Here is a 17,413-nt window from a genome sequence, read left to right as displayed (position 1 = left end):
ATCGAGCGTACGCCGCGGACATTCGTTCCGGGAGGGTGTGTGCCAGGTCGTTATGGGCGCTGGGCGGAGGTGTCGGTGCGGCGCGGTAGCATCCCGGTGCCTGCCTGTCCCGAGGAAACCGGTGCAATTCCGGTGCGGTCGCGCCACTGTGACAGTCAGACCCTCCCGGCAGGCACGAATCCCTGATGGGCGCGAAACCCGAGGAAAGGCCGATCGTGATCCTGCTGCTGTCCACCTCCGACACCGACCTGCTGTCCGCGCGGGCCAGCGGCGCCGGCTACCGGCTCGGCAATCCCGCGCGACTGCTGCCGGACGATCTGCCCGCCCTGCTGGACGGCGCGAATCTGGTGGTGGTGCGCATCCTGGGCGGTCGCCGAGCGTGGGAACAGGGGCTCGACACGGTGCGCGCGAGCGGCGTCCCGGTGGTCGCGCTGGGCGGGGAGATGGCGCCGGATGCCGAGCTGATGGAGTGCTCGACCGTGCCCGGCGGCGTCGCCGCGGACGCGCACAATTATCTGGCCGCGGGTGGTGCGGAGAATCTGCGGCAGCTGCACAACTTCCTGTCCGACACGGTGCTGCTCACCGGATACGGCTTCGAGCCGCCGGTCCACCTGCCGAACTGGGGCGAGCTCGAGCGGACCTCGCGTGCGGACCTCACGGGTCCCACGGTCGCGGTGCTGTACTACCGCGCCCAGCATCTGGCCGGGAACACCGCCTATATCGAGGCGCTGTGCGCGGCGATCGAAGAGGCCGGGGCGCGCCCGCTGCCGCTGTACTGCGCGTCGCTGCGCACCGCGGAACCGGAGCTGATCGCCACGTTGCGCGGTGCCGATGCCCTGGTGGTGACGGTGCTGGCCGCGGGCGGCACCAAACCCGCCACCGCATCCGCTGGAGGCGACGACGAGGCATGGGACATCGGCGCGCTCGCCGATCTGGACGTGCCGATTCTGCAGGGCCTGTGCCTGACCACCGGTCGCGAGCAGTGGGCCGGCAGCGATGAAGGACTGTCCCCGCTGGACGTGGCCACCCAGGTGGCCGTGCCCGAGTTCGACGGCCGCATCATCACGGTTCCGTTCTCGTTCAAGGAGTTCGACGAGGAGGGGTTGTCCGCCTACGTGCCCGATCCCGAGCGTGCGGCGCGGGTGGCCGGGATCGCGGTGCGGTATGCGCGACTGCGGCATATTCCGGCCTCGGACAAGCGGATCGCGATCGTGTTGTCGGCGTATCCGACCAAGCACGCCCGCATCGGCAACGCCGTCGGCCTGGACACGCCGGCCAGCGCCATCGCGCTGCTGAGTGAAATGCGTTCGGCCGGTTACGATCTGGGTGAGCAGGGGGAGATCCCGGGACTCGAGCAGGCCGACGGTGACGCCCTCATCCACGCCCTCATCGCGGCGGGTGGTCAGGATCCGAACTGGCTGACCGCGGAACAGCTGGAGGGCAACCCGATTCGCATCGGCGCCGCGGCCTACACCGCCTGGTTCGACACCTTGCCCGCGGAGTTGCGTGCGGCGGTCGTGCAGGCGTGGGGTGAGCCGCCGGGGGAGATGTACGTCGACCGGTCGGCCGATCCGCGCGGTGAGATCGTCATCGCCGCACTGCGATTCGGCAATGTGGTGCTGATCGTGCAACCGCCGCGTGGCTTCGGGGAGAATCCGGTCGCGATCTACCACGATCCGGATCTGCCGCCGAGCCACCACTATCTGGCCGCCTACCGCTGGCTGGCCGCGCCGGACGGTTTCGCCGCCGACGCCATGGTCCACCTGGGCAAGCACGGCAACCTGGAATGGTTGCCCGGCAAGACGCTCGGCATGTCCTCGACCTGCGGCACCGATGCCGCACTGGGCGATCTGCCGCTGATCTATCCGTTCCTGGTGAACGATCCCGGCGAGGGCACCCAGGCCAAGCGTCGCGCCCACGCCACCCTGGTCGATCACCTGATTCCGCCGATGGCGCGGGCGGAGACCTACGGCGACATCTCCCGGCTCGAGCAATTGCTGGACGAGCACGCCAACATCTCCGCGCTGGATCCGGCCAAACTGCCCGCTATCCGCCAGCAGATCTGGACGCTGATGCGCGCGGCCGAGATGGACCACGATCTGGGCCTGACCGAGCGCCCGGACGAGGAGTCCTTCGACGACATGCTGCTGCACGTCGACGGCTGGCTGTGCGAGATCAAGGATGTGCAGATCCGCGACGGCCTGCATATTCTCGGTCAGGCCCCCAGCGGTGCGGCCGAGGTGGATCTGGTGCTGGCCATGCTGCGCGCCCGGCAGCTGTGGAGTGGTGAAGACCATGTGCCGGGTCTGCGAGAGGCGTTGGGGCTCAGCGAATCCGGGGACGAATCGCGCGAACGTGTCGACGCCTTCGAGAAGCGGGCACGCGAGCTCGTCTCGGCCATGCAGGAGACGGGCTGGGCGGCCTCGGAGATCGACGCGCTCACCGAGCGCCTGCTCACGGATTCCGATGTGGATCCCGGACGTCTGGATGCGGTGCGCCGGGTACTCGGCTTCGCCGCGACCGAGGTGGTGCCGCGGCTGCGGCAGACCGGCGTGGAGATCACGCGCATCCTGCACGCGCTCGACGGCGGGTTCATCCCGGCCGGACCCAGTGGATCGCCGCTGCGCGGGTTGATCAACGTGCTGCCCACGGGCCGCAACTTCTACTCGGTGGACCCCAAGGCGGTGCCCTCGCGACTGGCCTGGGAGACCGGTCAGGCGATGGCCGATTCGCTGCTCGAACGGTACCGGGCCGATCACGGCGACTACCCGCGTTCGGTCGGGCTGTCGGTGTGGGGCACCTCCGCGATGCGCACCTCCGGCGACGATATCGCCGAGGTTCTGGCGCTGCTGGGGGTGCGGCCGATCTGGGACGAGGCGAGTCGGCGCGTCACCACCCTGGAGGTGATTCCGCAGTCCGAGCTGGGCCGCCCGCGTATCGACGTGACGGTCCGCATCAGCGGGTTCTTCCGCGATGCTTTCCCGCACGTGCTGGCCATGCTCGACGACGCCGTCCAACTGGTCGCGAACCTCGACGAGCCGGACCAGTTGAACTACGTGCGAGCACACAGCCGGGCCGACCTGGCCGAACACGGTGACGAACGTCGTTCCACCACACGCATTTTCGGCTCCAAGCCGGGAACCTACGGCGCGGGTCTGCTGCAGCTGATCGATTCGGGCAGCTGGCGCACCGATGACGACCTGGCGCAGGTCTACACCGCGTGGGGTGGTTTCGCGTACGGGCGCGATCTGGATGGCGCACCCGCCGCGGACGACATGCGCGCCGCATATCGCCGTATCGCGGTCGCCGCCAAGAACACCGACACCCGCGAGCACGATATCGCCGACTCGGACGACTACTTCCAGTACCACGGCGGCATGGTGGCCGCCGTGCGCGCGCTCACCGGCACGAATCCCGAGGCGTACATCGGTGACAGCACTCGTCCCGACGCGGTGCGCACCCGCACCTTGTCCGAGGAGACCGCTCGCGTGTTCCGGGCGCGCGTGGTGAATCCGCGCTGGCTCGAGGCCATGCGACGGCACGGGTACAAGGGGGCGTTCGAGATGGCCGCCACCGTGGACTACCTGTTCGGCTACGACGCCACGACCAATGTGGTGGCCGACTGGATGTACGAGAAGCTCTCGGAGAGTTACGTATTCGACGAAGCGAACCGCAAGTTCATGGAGCAGTCGAATCCGTGGGCGTTGCACGGTATCGCCGAGCGGCTGCTCGAGGCGGCCGAACGCAAACTGTGGGAGCAGCCCGAACAGGAGACTCTGGACAAGCTGCGGCAGGTGTACCTGGAGACCGAGGGCGAGCTCGAGTAGCGCGGTACGCCCAGGTGCGTATGGCGGGGTCCGACCGCGGACGGATGTATGCGCGCCGGGCCCGGCCTAGCGTTGTGGCATGACCTGGGACGAACTGGCGAACAGTAAGTACGCGCTGCTCACGAGTTACAAGAAGGACGGCACCGCGGTCGGTGCGCCCGTGTGGGTGGCGCCGGACGGGGAGCGGATCGTGGTGTGGACCTACGCCTCGTCGTGGAAGGTGAAGCGGATTCGGCGCAATCCGCAGGTGCGGCTGCAATCGTGCGACAACCGGGGCCGCACGACCTCCGCGGAAGTGCTGAACGGAACGGCCGAGGTGCTCGACTCGTCGGGGACCGAACGGGTTCGCGGGATCGTCGGCCATAAGTACGGCGTGATCGGCACCATCCTGATCCGCGCGCACAAACTGGTGAAGGGGAGCGACGGCTCGGTCGGGCTGTCGGTGACCCCGCAGGACGGGGCTCGGTAGCGCCCGGCCCCGTCGCGAGGCGGGCGTCTCAGGCGTCGGCGGTGATCTCGATGCCGATGGTGCCCTTGCGCCCGCGTCGCAACTGGCTGCCGACCACGATCAGCCAGCCCTGAATCGAGTACTTGCGCTTGATCAGTCGCCGCACTCGATCGCTGCCGGTGTCGTCGAGGATCTGCGCGGTTCCTTTGACGACCGCGCCGCGCGGGGTGCCGCTGACAGTGCAGGGCTGCATGGTCACCGCAGGATTGCGGCGGATCCGCTTGACCTTCCAGCTGTCGGTGACGGTCCAGACGTACAGTTTGCCGTCGTCCAGCGCCGCCCACAGCGGCGTACCGACCGGGGTGCCGTTCTTGCGAAAGCTGGTCAGCAGCACGTAATTCGCGGTGCCGACCGCGCCGAAGGGATTGTCCACGCACGCAGCCTAGCGCCGAGCCACCCGGACAACCAGATCCGGAACCTCAGGCGGCGAGGGTGAGGATGCGTGGCCCCTCGTCGGTGACGGCGATGGTGTGCTCGCTGTGCGCGGTGCGCGAACCGTCCGACGAGCGCAACGTCCAGCCGTCGGGGTCGACGAAGATGCGATCGGTGGTCGCGGCGAACCACGGTTCGATGGCGATGGTGAGTCCGCGGCGCAGCTTGAATCCACGCCCCGCGCGACCGTCGTTGGGGATGTGCAGATCCTCGTGCATGGTGCGGCCGATGCCGTGACCGCCGAATTCAGTGTTGATCGGATACCCGTGCGCGCGGGCGACGGCGGCGATCGCGGCGGAGATGTCACCGACCCGATTACCCGGCACGGCCACCTCGATGGCTGCCTCCAGCGCCTCCTCGGTGGCGGCGACGAGCCGTTGATCGGCCTCGGCGGGGGTGCCGACGATCACCGTGACGGCCGAGTCGGCCGCCCAACCGTCGACCTCGACGGCCAGGTCCATGGTCAGCACGTCGCCGTCGCGCAGTACATAGTCGAACGGAAGTCCGTGCAGCACAGCGTCGTTCACCGATAGGCAGACGGTGTTGCGGAACGGGCCGCGACCGAAGGACGGCGAGTAGTCCCAGTAGCACGACTTCGCGCCGCGCTCCTGGATGCGTCGCCGCACATGCAGCTCGAGGTCGAGCAGGTTCACGCCCACCTGGGCGCGCTCGCGCAGTTCGGCCAGGATCTGGCCGACGAACTGCCCGGTCACGCGCATTTTGTCGATCTCGTCGGGCGTCTTCAGCTCGACCACGGGCACCTCCTTGATGGTATTTAAATACCAACGTAGCGCATCCGGTATTTGTATACCAAGCCGCTTGCGGTATTTGAATACCACTCGTACTCTGTCGACATGGTCCGTCTCCCGCTCACTCCTGCGCAGGTGGAAGCAGGTCGCCGCTTGGGCGCCTTCCTGCGCTCGGCCCGCGCGGGCCGGGATCTCGGCGATATCGCACAGTCCGCGGGCATCTCACCGGAAACCCTCCGCAAGATCGAGTCCGGCCGGCTCCCCAGCCCAGCCTTCGGCACCGTCGTCGGCCTGAGCCGGGCCCTGGACGTTCCGCTGCAGGACCTCGCCGACGTCTGGCAATCCGCCGCCCTCGCCGAATCGGCCTGAACGACATCGGGGTCGAGTTCTGTCCGTGCCCGCTCACAGGGGGTAGCGCATTCCGTCTGCGGCGTGTGTGTGCCGGGCGATTCGACAGGGCTGTCGCAGAACGTGCACGGCGTCCCTGATCGAATATGGCGGAGGGGGATTTCGGTGTCGCGCCGTGTTCGAATCTATTGGCGCACAATGGTTCCGATGTTCGGTTCGGCATCCTGGCGGCGGGCGCGGAGTGCGGCGGCCACGAACGCCATGACCGACGGGCGCTGGTCGTGTTCGTTCCAGGCCAGGACGAGGTGACTCGGCGGGGCGTCGGAGACGGGGATGCAGACCAGGTCCGGTGGGGTGTTCTCGACCAGTGAGCGGGGGAGTATCGCGATCATGCGGCCCACCGAGATCATGTGCATCATCTGGACCACATCGGAGACCTCGGGACCGGTGCCCTCGTCGCCGGGCAGACCTTTCCAGCACGGAAGCGTCTCGCCTTCGAGGTCGGACATCCGTACCGATGTGTGGTCGGCGAGGCGGTGCCGCCGCGGGACGATGACCACGCGGTCCTCGGTGTGCAATATCTCGTGCGCGAGGCCGTCCAGGTCGTCGAAGGGTGCGTAGAGCAGGCCGACGTCGGCGCGGTCCTCGCGCAGGAAGTCGGTGCGGTCGACGGGGCCGCTGAACAGGATTTCCACCCGACGGGCGTCGGGCTGGTGGGAGTACTCGGCCAGGATCCCGGACAGCAGCCCGGCATCGCCGCCGGGTTTGAGTACGAGCCGCAGGTGGGTCTGGGCGTCACCGGCGTGCCGGGCGTTGCGGACCGCGGCGCTGACCGCATTGAGCGCGTGCCGTCCGTGTTCACGCAGGGATTCCCCGGCCGGTGTGAGTTCGACGTGTCGGCTCGAGCGCACGAACAGCGGAACGCCGAGCCTGCTCTCGATTCGCCGGATCGCCTTGGACAGCGCCGGTTGCGCGATCGACAGCTGGACTGCGGCCCGGCCGAAATGCAGCTCGTCGGCGACCGCGATGAAGTACTCGAGCTCCCGGGTTTCCAGTTCGATCATGCCTCCAGGTTATCGCCGGATAACGAACAGGTCTTGGACGGATACGAGGGGATCGACCGAGAATTGCCTCATGATCAACCACACGATGATTGTTTCCTTCGATCGGCCACTGCCCGACGACGAGCTCGACCAATACCTCACGGATATCGAACAGGCCATGCTCGCCACCGGGCTCACACAGTCGATCGTGGTGCGGCGGCATATCCCGATTCCCGGTGAGGAAGCCATTCCGGCGCTGATCGCGACCGCGATCGTGCAGATCGGGCTGCCCGATGTCGAGACGCTGGGGAAGGCGTTCGCCGCGCCCGGCGTGCACGAGGTCATCGATCGCTGGCAGTCGCGGCACCCGTACAAGGTGGCCTGGGCGAACCACGAGTCGCTGGCATGAGCGCTGAAGGTCGGAAGGTCGGCCTGGTCACCGGCGCGGGCAGCGGGATCGGACGGGCGGCGGCGGTGGCCTTCGCCCGCGAGGGCGCCGCGGTCGCGGTGCTCGACATCGACCCGAGTGCCGCGGCCGAGACCGTCGACGCGATTCGGGCGAACGGCGGTGAGGCGCTGGCTGTCACCGTCGACATCGCCGTGGAATCCTCGGTGCGGGCTGCGGTCGAGCGTGTGGTCCAGGCATACGGCGGTCTGAATTTCGCGGTGAACAACGCCGGGCTGGCCTCGCATCATCGGCGGCTCGACGAGATGACCCTGGACGAATTCGACCGGGTGCTAGGCGTCAACCTGGCCGGGACCTTTCTGTGCATGAAATACGAGCTGCCGCTGCTCGCGGGCGGCGGCGCGATCGTGAACGTCGCCTCGAACGGCGGTCTGTACGCGATCCCGACCGCTCCGGCGTACGTGGCCGCCAAACACGGCATCGTCGGGCTCACCAAGGTCGCCGCGGTCGACTACGCCGACCGGAATATCCGGGTCAACGCCGTCTGTCCGGGCCCGACCCTGACTCCCGGATTCGAGCAGGTGGCCGCGGGTACCGACATGATCGCGCGGCAGTCCGCGACCACTCCGCTCGGCCGATTGGCGACACCGGAGGAGGCGGCCGCGGCTGCGGTCTGGCTGTGCTCGGACGCGGCGTCCTACATCACCGGAATCGCACTGTCGGTCGACGGCGGTCGGCGGGCATGAGCGGGCGGCCGGACTCCGGACAGGAGGAGTCGATGAGCAGGTCGAGCGAAGAGTTTGTGGCACAAGATGATCGGGCAGCCGCACCCGTCGTGCGCGATCTGCGGGTCATCGCGGTGGAGGAGCATATGTCCACCGAGGAATTCCTCCGTGTCGCACACGGTGTGGATGTCGCGCCGGGCGACGAGGTCGAAGTGGATCTGCTGCGGACATTGGAGCGTGATCCGGATCTTCGGACTCGGCTCACCGATATCGGCGCCCGCCTGTGCGAGATGGATGCACTCGGCCAGGACATGGCGTTACTGAGTCTGAATCCTCCTGGCGTGCAAGCATTTCCGGCGGCCGATGCGGTGCCGCTGGCGAGGCTGTTCAACGATGCGCTGGCCGAGATCGTGCGACGTCGCCCCGACCGGTTCGGCGGACTGGGCACGGTGACGCCGCAGGATCCGGTGGCCGCGGCCGAGGAGATCGAACGGGTGATGGGTCCGCTCGGGCTCAACGGCATCATGATCAATTCGCACACCGGCGGGCGGTACCTGGACGAACCGGAATTCGGCCCGCTGCTGGCGGCGGCCGAGGCCAACCGCGCGCCGATCTACCTGCATCCGCGCGCGCCGAGCATGCCGGTCTACCGCGACTACGGGATGCCGGGTGCGATCTGGGGTTATCAGGCCGAGGCCGGGCTGCACGCCATGCGGCTCATCCTCAGCGGAACGCTGGATCGCTACCCGGATCTGACCATCGTCCTCGGGCATCTCGGCGAGGGAATTCCGTACTGGCTCAGGCGAATCGACAATCGGCACGCATTCGCGACGCGGACGATCGGCGCAGCCACACCGATGCCGAGGCTGTCGTTGACTCCCAGTGAGTACTTCCACCGCAATATGGTGATCACCACCAGCGGAATCGACGATCCGGACGTGCTCGAGCTGGCCCTGCGCGCGGTCGGGCAGGACGCGATCATGTTCGCGATCGACTACCCGTACGAGGATCCCGCAGCTGCCGTGACCTTCCTGCGCGAGGCCCCGTTGAGCGGCGATCAGCGCACCGCGATCGCCCACCGGACGGCCGAGCGGGTATTCGGCATCACCGGAACCCGGTCGGGATAGTTCGCAGTATTCGTTCGAACAGGTGGTGTCGGCCGCCGACGTCGCGCGATCGATTACGAACCACGCAGCGCTGAATCGAACACTGGCAGTAGGGTATCCGCGATCTCCGCACGGGTCGGCAGCGAGGCCAGGGCGTCGGGTGGGCTCAGATGGCGTTGCAGGGCGCGTTGATGCGCCGCGCCCGCCAGCAGGAGAGCCGCGGGACGCAGGTCGGCGGTCGCGGCGCGGGGGGACAGGTGGGCGAGAATCGCGTCGACGGCGCGGTGCGGGCCCAGATCCATGTCGCGACTGCGCTTTTCGTAGGATTCGCGCAGTTCGGCATCGGACTGGACGGCGGCGATGGCCGGAATGGCGGCGAGGAAGAACTCCTCGAGTGCGCCGAGCAGATCGAGCACGTCCTCGCGCAGGCTGTGCTCGGTTCCGGGCCGGTCCGCCAGGAGTTCCTTCAACGGCCGCAACTGATGCTGGATCACCGCGTGCAGCAGGCCCATCCGGTCGCCGAAGTGGTAGAAGATGCTCGATTCGGCGACGCCCGCCCGACGTGCGATCTCCTTGGTGGACGTGCGGGCCAGGCCGGATTCCGCGAGCGTCTGCTGTGCGCTGGCGATCACGGCCTCGCGCACGCCGGTGCGGGGACGGCCGCGGGCCGCGCGCTCGGGTGCCACATCGCCTCCTGAAAACTCGATTCGCCCTTGCAGTATGCCGCATCTCGTCGTATTTTCTGAGTATACACTCAGTAAATACGTGATCCGGAGGTACTCGCCATGTCCAGTTCCGCCCCCACGACCCCCGCGCCCACCCAGTCCCGGCTGCAGCGTTCCTGGGACGCCACCGTCCGCTACCTGCTGCGCTCCCGATTGCATCGCATCTTCAGCGGCAAACTGCTGATCATCACCGTCGTCGGTCGCAAGACCGGCCGCGAATACGCCAACCCGGTCGGATATGCCTCGTCCGAGGGGGATCTGCTGGTCGGCACCGCGGCCGGCTGGCGGCGCAACCTGCGCGACGGTGAACCCGTGCGGGTGACGTTGCGCGGGAAGGAGATCCGCGCCGACTGGGAGGTGATCACCGACGAGGAGCCGATCGTCGAGCTGTACCGGATCATCCTGGAACAGAATCCGGTCCACGGTCGCTTCGCCGGAATCAGCCTCGATGCCGACGGCGGCGTGAACCGTGCCGAGCTACGCGCCGCGTTGGCGCGTGGTACCGCTGTGGTCCGCTTGCATCCGCGCGACGCATCCCGCTAGATTCATCGAATTTCCTGGTAGGCGAACGGAATTCCGATCTACCGGTGGGCGTATTCGCCGATGTCGTCCACGTAGTCGCGATATTCGGACAGGGCGTTGTCGAGTAACCGGGCGACCGCGGCCTGGATCGCGGAGGTGTCCGCGGGCTGGACGGTGACGGTGTGATTGCCGGTTTCCATGTAGCGGCCGTCCTCATGAATGTCGTACCAGCGCACCGCGCCCACCTTGTGGGGCTGCTCGCCGCCCCGATTGCGCGGCCCCCGGAACACTGTGACCACTCCGGCCCCGCCCGCCGGACGCCGGACCAAGCGCCGATACCGTTGCAGCGGAGTCGATTCCCCGGTGTAATGCAACGCCGACTGACGTTCCGGATACAGATCGGCCGCCGCGAAGGCCTGCGCGGGCCGCGTCCCGGGCGAACAGTGCGGCAGCACACCGGCGAGTACCGCGGAGAGCCGGTCGGAACTCACGATACTCAACTCGATGCGCGGGCGACGGGTGAATTGTATTGCGAGAGCGGCATGCCGGTCGTGGCGGGCCGCGGCGACCCGGATCGGCCCGGCCTGATCCGAGACGCCGTGGATCTCGGCCCACACCTCCGGATCGGTCAACACGGTGAACGCCCGCCGCAGCAGGTCGGCCTGATTCCAGCTCAGCCGGCCCTGCTCTGAGTACTTGTGCCGGACCTGCTCCCAGCAGGTGTCGCGCTCGTTGACATGGCCGAATCGGGACAGATAATGCAGCGGATAGAGCATTCGGTCGTTCGCGGGCCCGAACCACAGTGCCGCGAATTCCTCGTCCTCGAACGACCAAGTGGCCATTATTCACCTATCGTCGGCTGGACTTGCTCATCTCTTCCGGCCATCTCGGCGGTGTGCGACTCGTGCCGTAGGTCGACCTTCTTGCCAGTCCGATCCCGATCGCCTTCGTATCTGACCCGTAGTCGAGGTGGCCGATGGTCCGTGCCGGAGTGGTGGTGGCCGGGATCGGACATCACCTCCGCGGTGGCCGCCCCGGTGACCGCGGCCGCCGCGGGCTCGGCCAGGACGTCGGGCGGTAGCGGATCCACCGTCGGGCGCGCGGGTGTGGCTTGAGCCGCCGGTGTCTGTGCGCCGGGTACGGGTGTGCTCGGCACCGGTTTGGGCACTGCGGGCGTAGGGGTCGAGGTGCCGGGCGCCGGGGCCTGCACGGTCGGCGCCGGAACCGGCGTGCTCGATCCCGGTGCGGGCTGGTTCGGGGCGGGGGCCGCGAAACTCGGTGCGGGCGTGGGGGTTACCGGTGCCGGTGTCGGTGCGCTGGGCGCCGGTGCGCTCGGTATCGGCGTGCTCGGTACCGGTGCGGGCGTACTGGGCACCGGCGACGGAATCGCCGGGATGGACCCCGCCGAACCTGCCGAACCGAGTGCGGGTCCGGCGAGATTCGGCGTCGCGTTGCCCGGGACCGGCCCGGACGAACCGGTGGGCGGCGCACTGGGCGCAGGCGTCGAGTTCGGCGCGGGAGCGGAGTTGGGCGTGGGCCCGCCGGTGGGCGGATTCGCCATACTGTCGTGTCCGGGCCGAACCGAATCGGTGGCGGTGCCGGTGGACTGCGTCTGGGTTTGTGCCGGAGTCGCCGGGTGATCCGAGCCGGGTTCCTGCTGGTCCGAGTTCGGTTGCTGCGGAGTGGAATTCGGCCGCTGCGGTGACGAGTCGCGTTGGTCGCCGTCCGGGGTGATTCCCGGAGAGTCGGTGTGCACCGACGAGGGCGTGGTCGGGGCGGAGTCGCCGGGAGTGCCACTCGTCGGTCGTGTGGCCTTGGGGGCCGGGGCGCTCTCGTCCCGATCGGCTCGGGACGGACGACTCGTCGACGGCTGCTGGAACAGCACATCGCTCGTGCTGGGCGTCGCCGACGACGGATCGTGCAGGAACCGCCCGATGGTCGCGTCGACCGACGCCGGGAACGGCAGGTCGTGCAGCAGCGAGGTGACACTCGCCGGTGAGGTGGAATCCAGCGGTGTCCCGTTGCTCCAAGCGGTCGGTTTCGTCGACGTCGCCGGATCGTCGGAGTCGCTCGTGCTCGCCGGGTCGGTGCCGTCGCCGTTCGCGACGGGCACCGCGGCGGGGAAGGTGGGAATCCGCTTGTCCTGATCGGTGAACGGCAGGACGTACCGCTGCTGCATCACCTGCCGGGCGTCGTCCTGGGCCTTGCTCGCATCGCGGGTCTGCCGGTCGAACCCGGACGGATCCTTGGTCTGATCGGCGCTCACCGGAACGGGTTCGGGAATGTACGCCTTGGCCGTGAGCGCGGCGTGCGCGGTACCGGAGACGGCCTGTCCGGCCGCGTCGAACAGATCCGCCAGCTCTCCGGCCTGTTTTCCGTAATCGACCAGGGCGGACACCGCGGCCTCGGCGGATGCGCCGCTCCACTGTCCGTCCACCGCCGTGCGCACGGCCTTGACCAGGCCGGTGGTGGAGGTGCGCCACTGACTTCCGGCCTGCTGCCAGGCCGTGACGACGTCACCGGCGCTCTGCGCCACGGTCTGGAACGCGTCGTAGATCTGCTGATGCGTGAGCGCGTCGACGTTCTCCGGATCGGTGATGCCGGGCGGATCGTAGGTCGTCACAGCATCCCCTCACCCGGTGCCGCCGCACAGCGCACGCTCATACCGCCTCCTCCGTAGCCGCCTGTGCCGCACGGAGTTTCGCGGCGAACTCGCTGTCGGTCTGTTGTAGTCGATCACAGATCGTGCGGAACAGGGTCTGCATCTCGTCGGCGGTCTTCCAGTGGTCCTGCAGGGTGTCGTAGGCGTTGTTGGCCCCGCCGCCGCCCTTGTCGCGGAAACGCTGCGCGATCGTGCGGGCCGAGGTGAGGGTCTCGGTCTTCTCGCCCAGGCCCCACGCCTCGTGCGTCTGCACCTGCTGGACGAGTTTCTGAATCGCCTGGATCTCGGTCTTGCGTTGTTGCAGAGCCCGATCCAGCGCCAGGAACGCCTGCGGCTCCACATCGAGCGACACCGAGCCGGACTTGGCCTGTTCGATCAACGGGCCGAATACCCGGCCCCCGCTGTCGTCTGTCATGCTGCCCCCGCTTCGACTGTGTGGCGGCGATTCTGCCATACGGGTCGACCGGTTGTGCGGCCATCGTGATTGTCCGGTGACCGATCACATCCGGTCCGGACACGCCGTGCGTCAGGTCGCCCGGCTCACCGAGGACATGTGGAAGTCGGGAATTCGCAAGGCGGGCATGGCGGTTCGGGTGAACCAGTCCTTCCATTCGCGCGGCAGGGTGATCTCCGTCGCCCCGGCCTCGGTGGTGCGGCGCAACAGGTCCAGCGGACTCTCGTTGAAACGGAAGTTGTTCACCGCGCCGGTGATCTCGCCGTCCTCGATCAGGTACACCCCGTCCCGGGTCAGGCCGGTCAGCAGCAGAGTGGCCGGATCGACCTCGCGGATGTACCACAGGCAGGTCAGCAGCAGGCCGCGGCCGGTGGCGGCGATCATCTCCGGCAGAGTGGCAGCAGAACCGCCGGTCATCAGCAGATTGTCGCCCGGAACCGTCACCGGCGCATCGAATTCCGCGGCGATCGCCCGGGGATACACCAGATTGTCGATGACGCCCTCGCGCACCCAGTCCACGCGCTGCGCCGGGAGGCCGTTGTCGAATACCGACACCGAATCCGAGGAGGACGCGGTCGCCACGAAGGGCAGATATTCGAGCCCCGTCGCGCTCGGGTCGGAGTAGAGGGTGAGCGGAATGTCGGTGAGCCGCTCGCCGATTCGAGTGCCGCCGGCGCGCGAGAAGGCGGTGTGTCCCTCGTTCGCGCCGCGGCCCTGCATCTCCCAGGCCATGTTGATCAGCAGATCCGCGACCGCCGAGGGCGGCAGCAGCGTTTCGTAACGTCCGGCGGGCAGTTCCACCCGGCGCGCGTTCCAGTCCAGCCGCCGCGCGAGTTCGGCGAGCAGGCCCGGGGTGTCGACGTCGGTGAAATCCAGGGTGCCCGCACCGACCCACGCGCTCGCGACATCCGATGCCGGACCGCGCTTTCCGTTGATCTCCACCGATCCGGTCGGCTGGGTCCAGCGGCGGCGGATACCGGTGGAGGTGCCCAGCCACGTGGTGTGCAGCTGATGGTGAGCGAAGCCGTACAGCCGGTCCGTACCGTCGAATCCGGAGGCCAGGTCGCGGGCCAGGCCGGTGAACACCTCGATACCGGTGGCCGCGGGGTCCGCGGCCCAATCCGGATCCAGATGCAGCCCGACCGCGTCGGGCTCGAGCAGCGGCACTGCGTCGCGCGCGGGTGCGGCCGAGCGCGCGGCCTCTTCGCTCGCGCGCACCACCGCCTCGATATCGACCGCGTCGACGCTGGTGGAGCTCACGCTGCCGACCCGGGCCGAGGTGGGCCCCTCGCGCAGGATCGACACCACCGACCACTCCCGCGAGATCGTGGATCCGTTGGTGGTCATGGAATTTCCGGCCCAGCGCAGCGATGCCTCGGCGGCATCGGTGACCAGCACGATCGCCTCGTCCGCTCGCGAGGCGGCCAGCGCCCGCTCGACGACCTCCCCACCGTGAAGCACACTCACCGCCCGGCCTCCGATCGGGTGTTGAGAATATTGACCCCGCGCACCAGCACCGACGGACAGCCGTGGCCGACTGCCGCGACCTGGCCGGGCTGGGCCTTACCGCAGTTGAACGCGCCGCCGAGTACCCAGGTCGACGGGCCGCCCACCGCCTCCATCGAACCCCAGAAATCGGTGGTGGTGGCCTGGTAGGCGACATCGCGCAGCTGACCGGCCAAGCGCCCGTTGCGGATCCGGAAGAATCGCTGTCCGGTGAACTGGAAGTTGTAGCGCTGCATATCGATCGACCACGACTTGTCACCGACGACGTAGATGCCGTTCTCCACTCTGGAGATGAGTTCGTCGGTGCTGGTGTCGTGTTCGGGATCCGGTTGCAGCGAGACGTTGGCCATCCGCTGGATCGGGACGTGATGCGCGGAATCGGCGTACGAGCAACCGTTCGAGCGGTCCAGGCCCAAGCGCGGCGCGAACGCCCGATCCAGTTGATAGCCGACCAGAATGCCGTCGCGGATCAGATCCCAGCGCTGCCCGGCCACCCCTTCGTCGTCGTAGCCGACCGTGGCCAGGCCGTACGGTTCGGTGCGGTCGCCGGTGACGTGCATGATCGGCGTGCCGTAGCGCAGCGTGCCCAACTTGTCCGGGGTGGCGAAGGAGGTTCCGGCGTAGGCGGATTCGTAGCCGATGGCGCGATCGTATTCGGTGGCGTGGCCGATGGATTCGTGGATGGTGAGCCACAGATTCGTCGGATCGATGACCAGATCGGCCGGGCCCGGGTCCACGGTGGGCGCTTCGACCTTCTCGGCCAGCCACTCCGGAATCCGCGCCAGCTCGCCGGTCCAGTCCCACACGCCGTCCTCGCCGGTCAGGTACTCCCAGCCGCGTGCGGCGGGTGCGGCCAGGGTGCGCATCGTCTCGAACGCACCGGCCGTCGGATCGACCGTGATGGCCTCCAGCAGCGGATACACCCGCACCCGTTGCTGCGTGATCGAGGAGCCCGCCGTGTCCGCGAAATAGGTCTGCTCCTTGACCTGCAGTACATGCGCGGTGACGTGGTCGACGCCATCGGCGGCGGACAGGCGTTCCGAATAGTCCAGCAGCAGCGCCGTTTTCTCCGGAGTCGGCACCTCGAACGGATCGATTCCGTAGTCCGAGACCCAGTGCACGTCGCGGTGCACGGGCTCATCGGCCAGGAGCACCTCCTCGCGATTGAGCGCCCGCAGCGTCGTCGCGACGGTCACCGCGCGCCGGGCGACCTCGGCGGCGGTGTCGGGAGACAGGTCGGCGTGTGCGGCGAAACCCCAGGTGCCGTCGACGATCACGCGGACCGCGAAGCCCAGATCGGTCGAATCGGTGATCGCCTCGACGCGGCCGTCGCGCAACCGGATGGTCTGCTGGACGAGTCGGTGCACGCGCAGGTCGGCATAGTCGGCGCCGGCGGCACGCGCGGCCGCGAGCGCCGCATCGGCCAAGGCGGCCAGCGGCAGTGCCCGGAACTGTTCGTCCACGGCGCGAGGTGTGATGCTCACCTCGCACACGCTAATTGCTCGCGAACCGGTCGTTCAACCGTATGCTCGGGAACGTTCCGGAATCCGGTGCGGCACAATACGACACGCCGTGCAATGCTGCATCGAGTGCAAGATTGCATGTTGTGTGATGTGGCGCGAGATGCAACGCGCGGACACGCTGCCTGCCCGGAATTCGCTGTCACATGCCGTACTGTCTGCCCGCGTGCCGCCATCAGCCCTCCGTGACCGCAAGCGAGAACGCACCCGCCGCGCCCTCCTCGAGGCCGCCGTCGAGATGTTCGAGGCCCGTGGCTACGAGGCGACGACCGTCGCCGACATCGCCGCGGCCGCCGAGGTGGGCACCCGCACCTTCTTCAATTATTTCGAGAGCAAAGAGGAACTGCTGTTCCCGCAGCCGGACGACCGGGTGCAGGCCGCCGTGCACGCGATCGCCACCCGCCGCGTGGACGAACGTCCCGTCGAGGTGCTGCTGCGCGCGCTGCGGGCCGCCGGTGACAATCCCGGCGAACATCTCGGGGATACGCTGCCCGCCCGCATCGCGGTACTGCGAGCGCAGGTCTCGCGCACGGTTCCCGCGGTGAGCGGTCGCGGTGCGCACGCGCAACTGCTCGCCCAGCAGGAGATCGCCCGTCATCTGCGCGTCGCGTTTCCCGAGGAACTCGACGAGGTCGGCGCGGCGGCGTTGGTCGGCGCCGTGGTCGGCGCCGTCTCGGGTGCGTTGACCGTGCTGTTCTCCGGGCGGCACGCCATCGAGGACGGGGAACGTCTGCAGCGCAAGATTCGTGAGACGACCTCGCGGGTGCTCGCGCCGTGGCTGGCGGGGCCTCAGGTTCGTGAATCCCTGCCTATTCCGGCGGAGGCCCGGAATTGAGTTGTGGCGTTGCTGGAGTAGGTAGAGGGGGTTGGCCCCTCCGCG

Annotated in this window: 17 protein-coding genes; 8 read left to right on the top strand and 9 right to left on the bottom strand. The window is 68.3% G+C overall.

Annotation, left to right across the window (positions count from 1 at the left end; genetic code table 11):
* Positions 1-215 precede the first annotated feature (215 nt).
* Together cobN and K7711_RS28490 are read left to right on the top strand one after the other, a co-directional pair.
* The gene (cobN, locus tag K7711_RS28495) at positions 216-3,827 is read left to right on the top strand and encodes a cobaltochelatase subunit CobN (RefSeq protein WP_222973079.1); all 3,612 of its coding nucleotides are present in this window, start codon (positions 216-218) and stop codon (positions 3,825-3,827) included.
* Between the two features lie 79 nt (positions 3,828-3,906).
* Positions 3,907-4,296 carry a PPOX class F420-dependent oxidoreductase gene (locus K7711_RS28490; protein WP_222972562.1) on the top strand — a complete coding sequence of 130 codons (390 nt, stop codon included), beginning with the start codon at positions 3,907-3,909 and terminating at the stop codon, positions 4,294-4,296.
* A gap of 28 nt (positions 4,297-4,324) precedes the next feature.
* On the opposite strand, the gene K7711_RS28485 is transcribed toward K7711_RS28490, so the two are convergent.
* Both K7711_RS28485 and map read right to left on the bottom strand, forming a co-directional pair.
* Positions 4,325-4,708: a PPOX class F420-dependent oxidoreductase gene (locus tag K7711_RS28485; RefSeq protein WP_222972561.1), complete on the bottom strand. Its 384-nt coding sequence runs from the start codon at positions 4,706-4,708 to the stop codon at positions 4,325-4,327.
* Between the two features lie 46 nt (positions 4,709-4,754).
* Positions 4,755-5,522, bottom strand: coding sequence for a type I methionyl aminopeptidase (map, locus tag K7711_RS28480; protein ID WP_222972560.1), 768 nt, complete (start codon positions 5,520-5,522; stop codon positions 4,755-4,757).
* 99 nt (positions 5,523-5,621) lie between these two features.
* Here map and K7711_RS28475 point away from each other — a divergent pair, with 99 nt between their 5' ends.
* Positions 5,622-5,885 (top strand): helix-turn-helix transcriptional regulator, encoded by a 264-nt coding sequence (locus tag K7711_RS28475; protein ID WP_222972559.1) that lies wholly within the window; start codon positions 5,622-5,624, stop codon positions 5,883-5,885.
* Positions 5,886-6,049: 164 nt separating this feature from the next.
* Here K7711_RS28475 and K7711_RS28470 read toward each other — a convergent pair whose 3' ends face one another.
* Entirely contained in the window at positions 6,050-6,928 is an 879-nt protein-coding gene (locus K7711_RS28470; RefSeq protein ID WP_222972558.1) for a LysR family transcriptional regulator, read from the bottom strand.
* A 70-nt stretch (positions 6,929-6,998) separates the two neighbouring features.
* On the opposite strand from K7711_RS28470, the gene K7711_RS28465 reads away from it, so the two are divergent.
* Genes K7711_RS28465 through K7711_RS28455 form a run of 3 tightly spaced genes read left to right on the top strand, consistent with a single transcriptional unit; the run spans position 6,999 to position 9,165 of the window.
* Positions 6,999-7,316 carry a hypothetical protein gene (locus K7711_RS28465; protein WP_222972557.1) on the top strand — a complete coding sequence of 106 codons (318 nt, stop codon included), beginning with the start codon at positions 6,999-7,001 and terminating at the stop codon, positions 7,314-7,316.
* Entirely contained in the window at positions 7,313-8,059 is a 747-nt protein-coding gene (locus K7711_RS28460) for an SDR family NAD(P)-dependent oxidoreductase (RefSeq protein ID WP_222972556.1), read from the top strand. The genes K7711_RS28465 and K7711_RS28460 overlap by 4 nt, the downstream gene beginning before the upstream one ends.
* A gap of 32 nt (positions 8,060-8,091) precedes the next feature.
* Positions 8,092-9,165 (top strand): amidohydrolase family protein, encoded by a 1,074-nt coding sequence (locus tag K7711_RS28455; protein WP_222972555.1) that lies wholly within the window; start codon positions 8,092-8,094, stop codon positions 9,163-9,165.
* A gap of 53 nt (positions 9,166-9,218) precedes the next feature.
* Here the strand turns inward: K7711_RS28455 and K7711_RS28450 are convergent, their stop codons facing one another.
* Positions 9,219-9,830 (bottom strand): TetR/AcrR family transcriptional regulator, encoded by a 612-nt coding sequence (locus tag K7711_RS28450; protein WP_222972554.1) that lies wholly within the window; start codon positions 9,828-9,830, stop codon positions 9,219-9,221.
* Between the two features lie 99 nt (positions 9,831-9,929).
* On the opposite strand from K7711_RS28450, the gene K7711_RS28445 reads away from it, so the two are divergent.
* Entirely contained in the window at positions 9,930-10,412 is a 483-nt protein-coding gene (locus K7711_RS28445; RefSeq protein WP_222972553.1) for a nitroreductase/quinone reductase family protein, read from the top strand.
* Between the two features lie 38 nt (positions 10,413-10,450).
* Here K7711_RS28445 and K7711_RS28440 read toward each other — a convergent pair whose 3' ends face one another.
* The 5 genes from K7711_RS28440 to K7711_RS28420 all read right to left on the bottom strand — a co-directional run bounded on the left by K7711_RS28440 (position 10,451) and on the right by K7711_RS28420 (position 16,497).
* Entirely contained in the window at positions 10,451-11,233 is a 783-nt protein-coding gene (locus K7711_RS28440) for an ESX secretion-associated protein EspG (RefSeq protein WP_222972552.1), read from the bottom strand.
* Entirely contained in the window at positions 11,233-13,014 is a 1,782-nt protein-coding gene (locus tag K7711_RS28435) for a hypothetical protein (RefSeq protein WP_222972551.1), read from the bottom strand. Before K7711_RS28435 ends, K7711_RS28440 begins: the two co-directional genes overlap by 1 nt.
* 37 nt (positions 13,015-13,051) lie before the next feature.
* The gene (locus K7711_RS28430) at positions 13,052-13,468 is read right to left on the bottom strand and encodes a hypothetical protein (RefSeq protein ID WP_222972550.1); all 417 of its coding nucleotides are present in this window, start codon (positions 13,466-13,468) and stop codon (positions 13,052-13,054) included.
* A 111-nt stretch (positions 13,469-13,579) separates the two neighbouring features.
* Positions 13,580-14,968, bottom strand: a complete 1,389-nt coding sequence (locus tag K7711_RS28425; RefSeq protein WP_222973074.1) for a metallopeptidase TldD-related protein — start codon at positions 14,966-14,968, stop codon at positions 13,580-13,582.
* A gap of 2 nt (positions 14,969-14,970) precedes the next feature.
* The gene (locus K7711_RS28420; RefSeq protein ID WP_372460202.1) at positions 14,971-16,497 is read right to left on the bottom strand and encodes a TldD/PmbA family protein; all 1,527 of its coding nucleotides are present in this window, start codon (positions 16,495-16,497) and stop codon (positions 14,971-14,973) included.
* 202 nt (positions 16,498-16,699) lie between these two features.
* On the opposite strand from K7711_RS28420, the gene K7711_RS28415 reads away from it, so the two are divergent.
* On the top strand, positions 16,700-17,368 hold the full coding sequence (locus tag K7711_RS28415; RefSeq protein ID WP_308014991.1) for a TetR/AcrR family transcriptional regulator: 669 nt from the start codon (positions 16,700-16,702) through the stop codon (positions 17,366-17,368).
* Positions 17,369-17,413 lie beyond the last annotated feature (45 nt).

This window comes from Nocardia coffeae (genome assembly GCF_019890715.1).
In the GTDB taxonomy this organism is placed as follows: Bacteria; Actinomycetota; Actinomycetes; order Mycobacteriales; family Mycobacteriaceae; genus Nocardia; species Nocardia jiangxiensis.
Note: the sequence above shows the minus strand (reverse complement) of the source record. Positions and strands in the feature narration are given on the sequence as shown.

What these genes read in the sequence shown, in the direction of transcription:
- K7711_RS28470 (WP_222972558.1), bottom strand. Translation starts at nt 6,928, where the DNA reads ATGATCGAACTGGAAACCCGGGAGCTCGAGTACTTCATCGCGGTCGCC.
- K7711_RS28475 (WP_222972559.1), top strand. Translation starts at nt 5,622, where the DNA reads ATGGTCCGTCTCCCGCTCACTCCTGCGCAGGTGGAAGCAGGTCGCCGC.
- K7711_RS28460 (WP_222972556.1), top strand. Translation starts at nt 7,313, where the DNA reads ATGAGCGCTGAAGGTCGGAAGGTCGGCCTGGTCACCGGCGCGGGCAGC.
- K7711_RS28445 (WP_222972553.1), top strand. Translation starts at nt 9,930, where the DNA reads ATGTCCAGTTCCGCCCCCACGACCCCCGCGCCCACCCAGTCCCGGCTG.
- K7711_RS28430 (WP_222972550.1), bottom strand. Translation starts at nt 13,468, where the DNA reads ATGACAGACGACAGCGGGGGCCGGGTATTCGGCCCGTTGATCGAACAG.
- K7711_RS28440 (WP_222972552.1), bottom strand. Translation starts at nt 11,233, where the DNA reads ATGGCCACTTGGTCGTTCGAGGACGAGGAATTCGCGGCACTGTGGTTC.
- K7711_RS28455 (WP_222972555.1), top strand. Translation starts at nt 8,092, where the DNA reads ATGAGCAGGTCGAGCGAAGAGTTTGTGGCACAAGATGATCGGGCAGCC.
- K7711_RS28490 (WP_222972562.1), top strand. Translation starts at nt 3,907, where the DNA reads ATGACCTGGGACGAACTGGCGAACAGTAAGTACGCGCTGCTCACGAGT.
- K7711_RS28465 (WP_222972557.1), top strand. Translation starts at nt 6,999, where the DNA reads ATGATCAACCACACGATGATTGTTTCCTTCGATCGGCCACTGCCCGAC.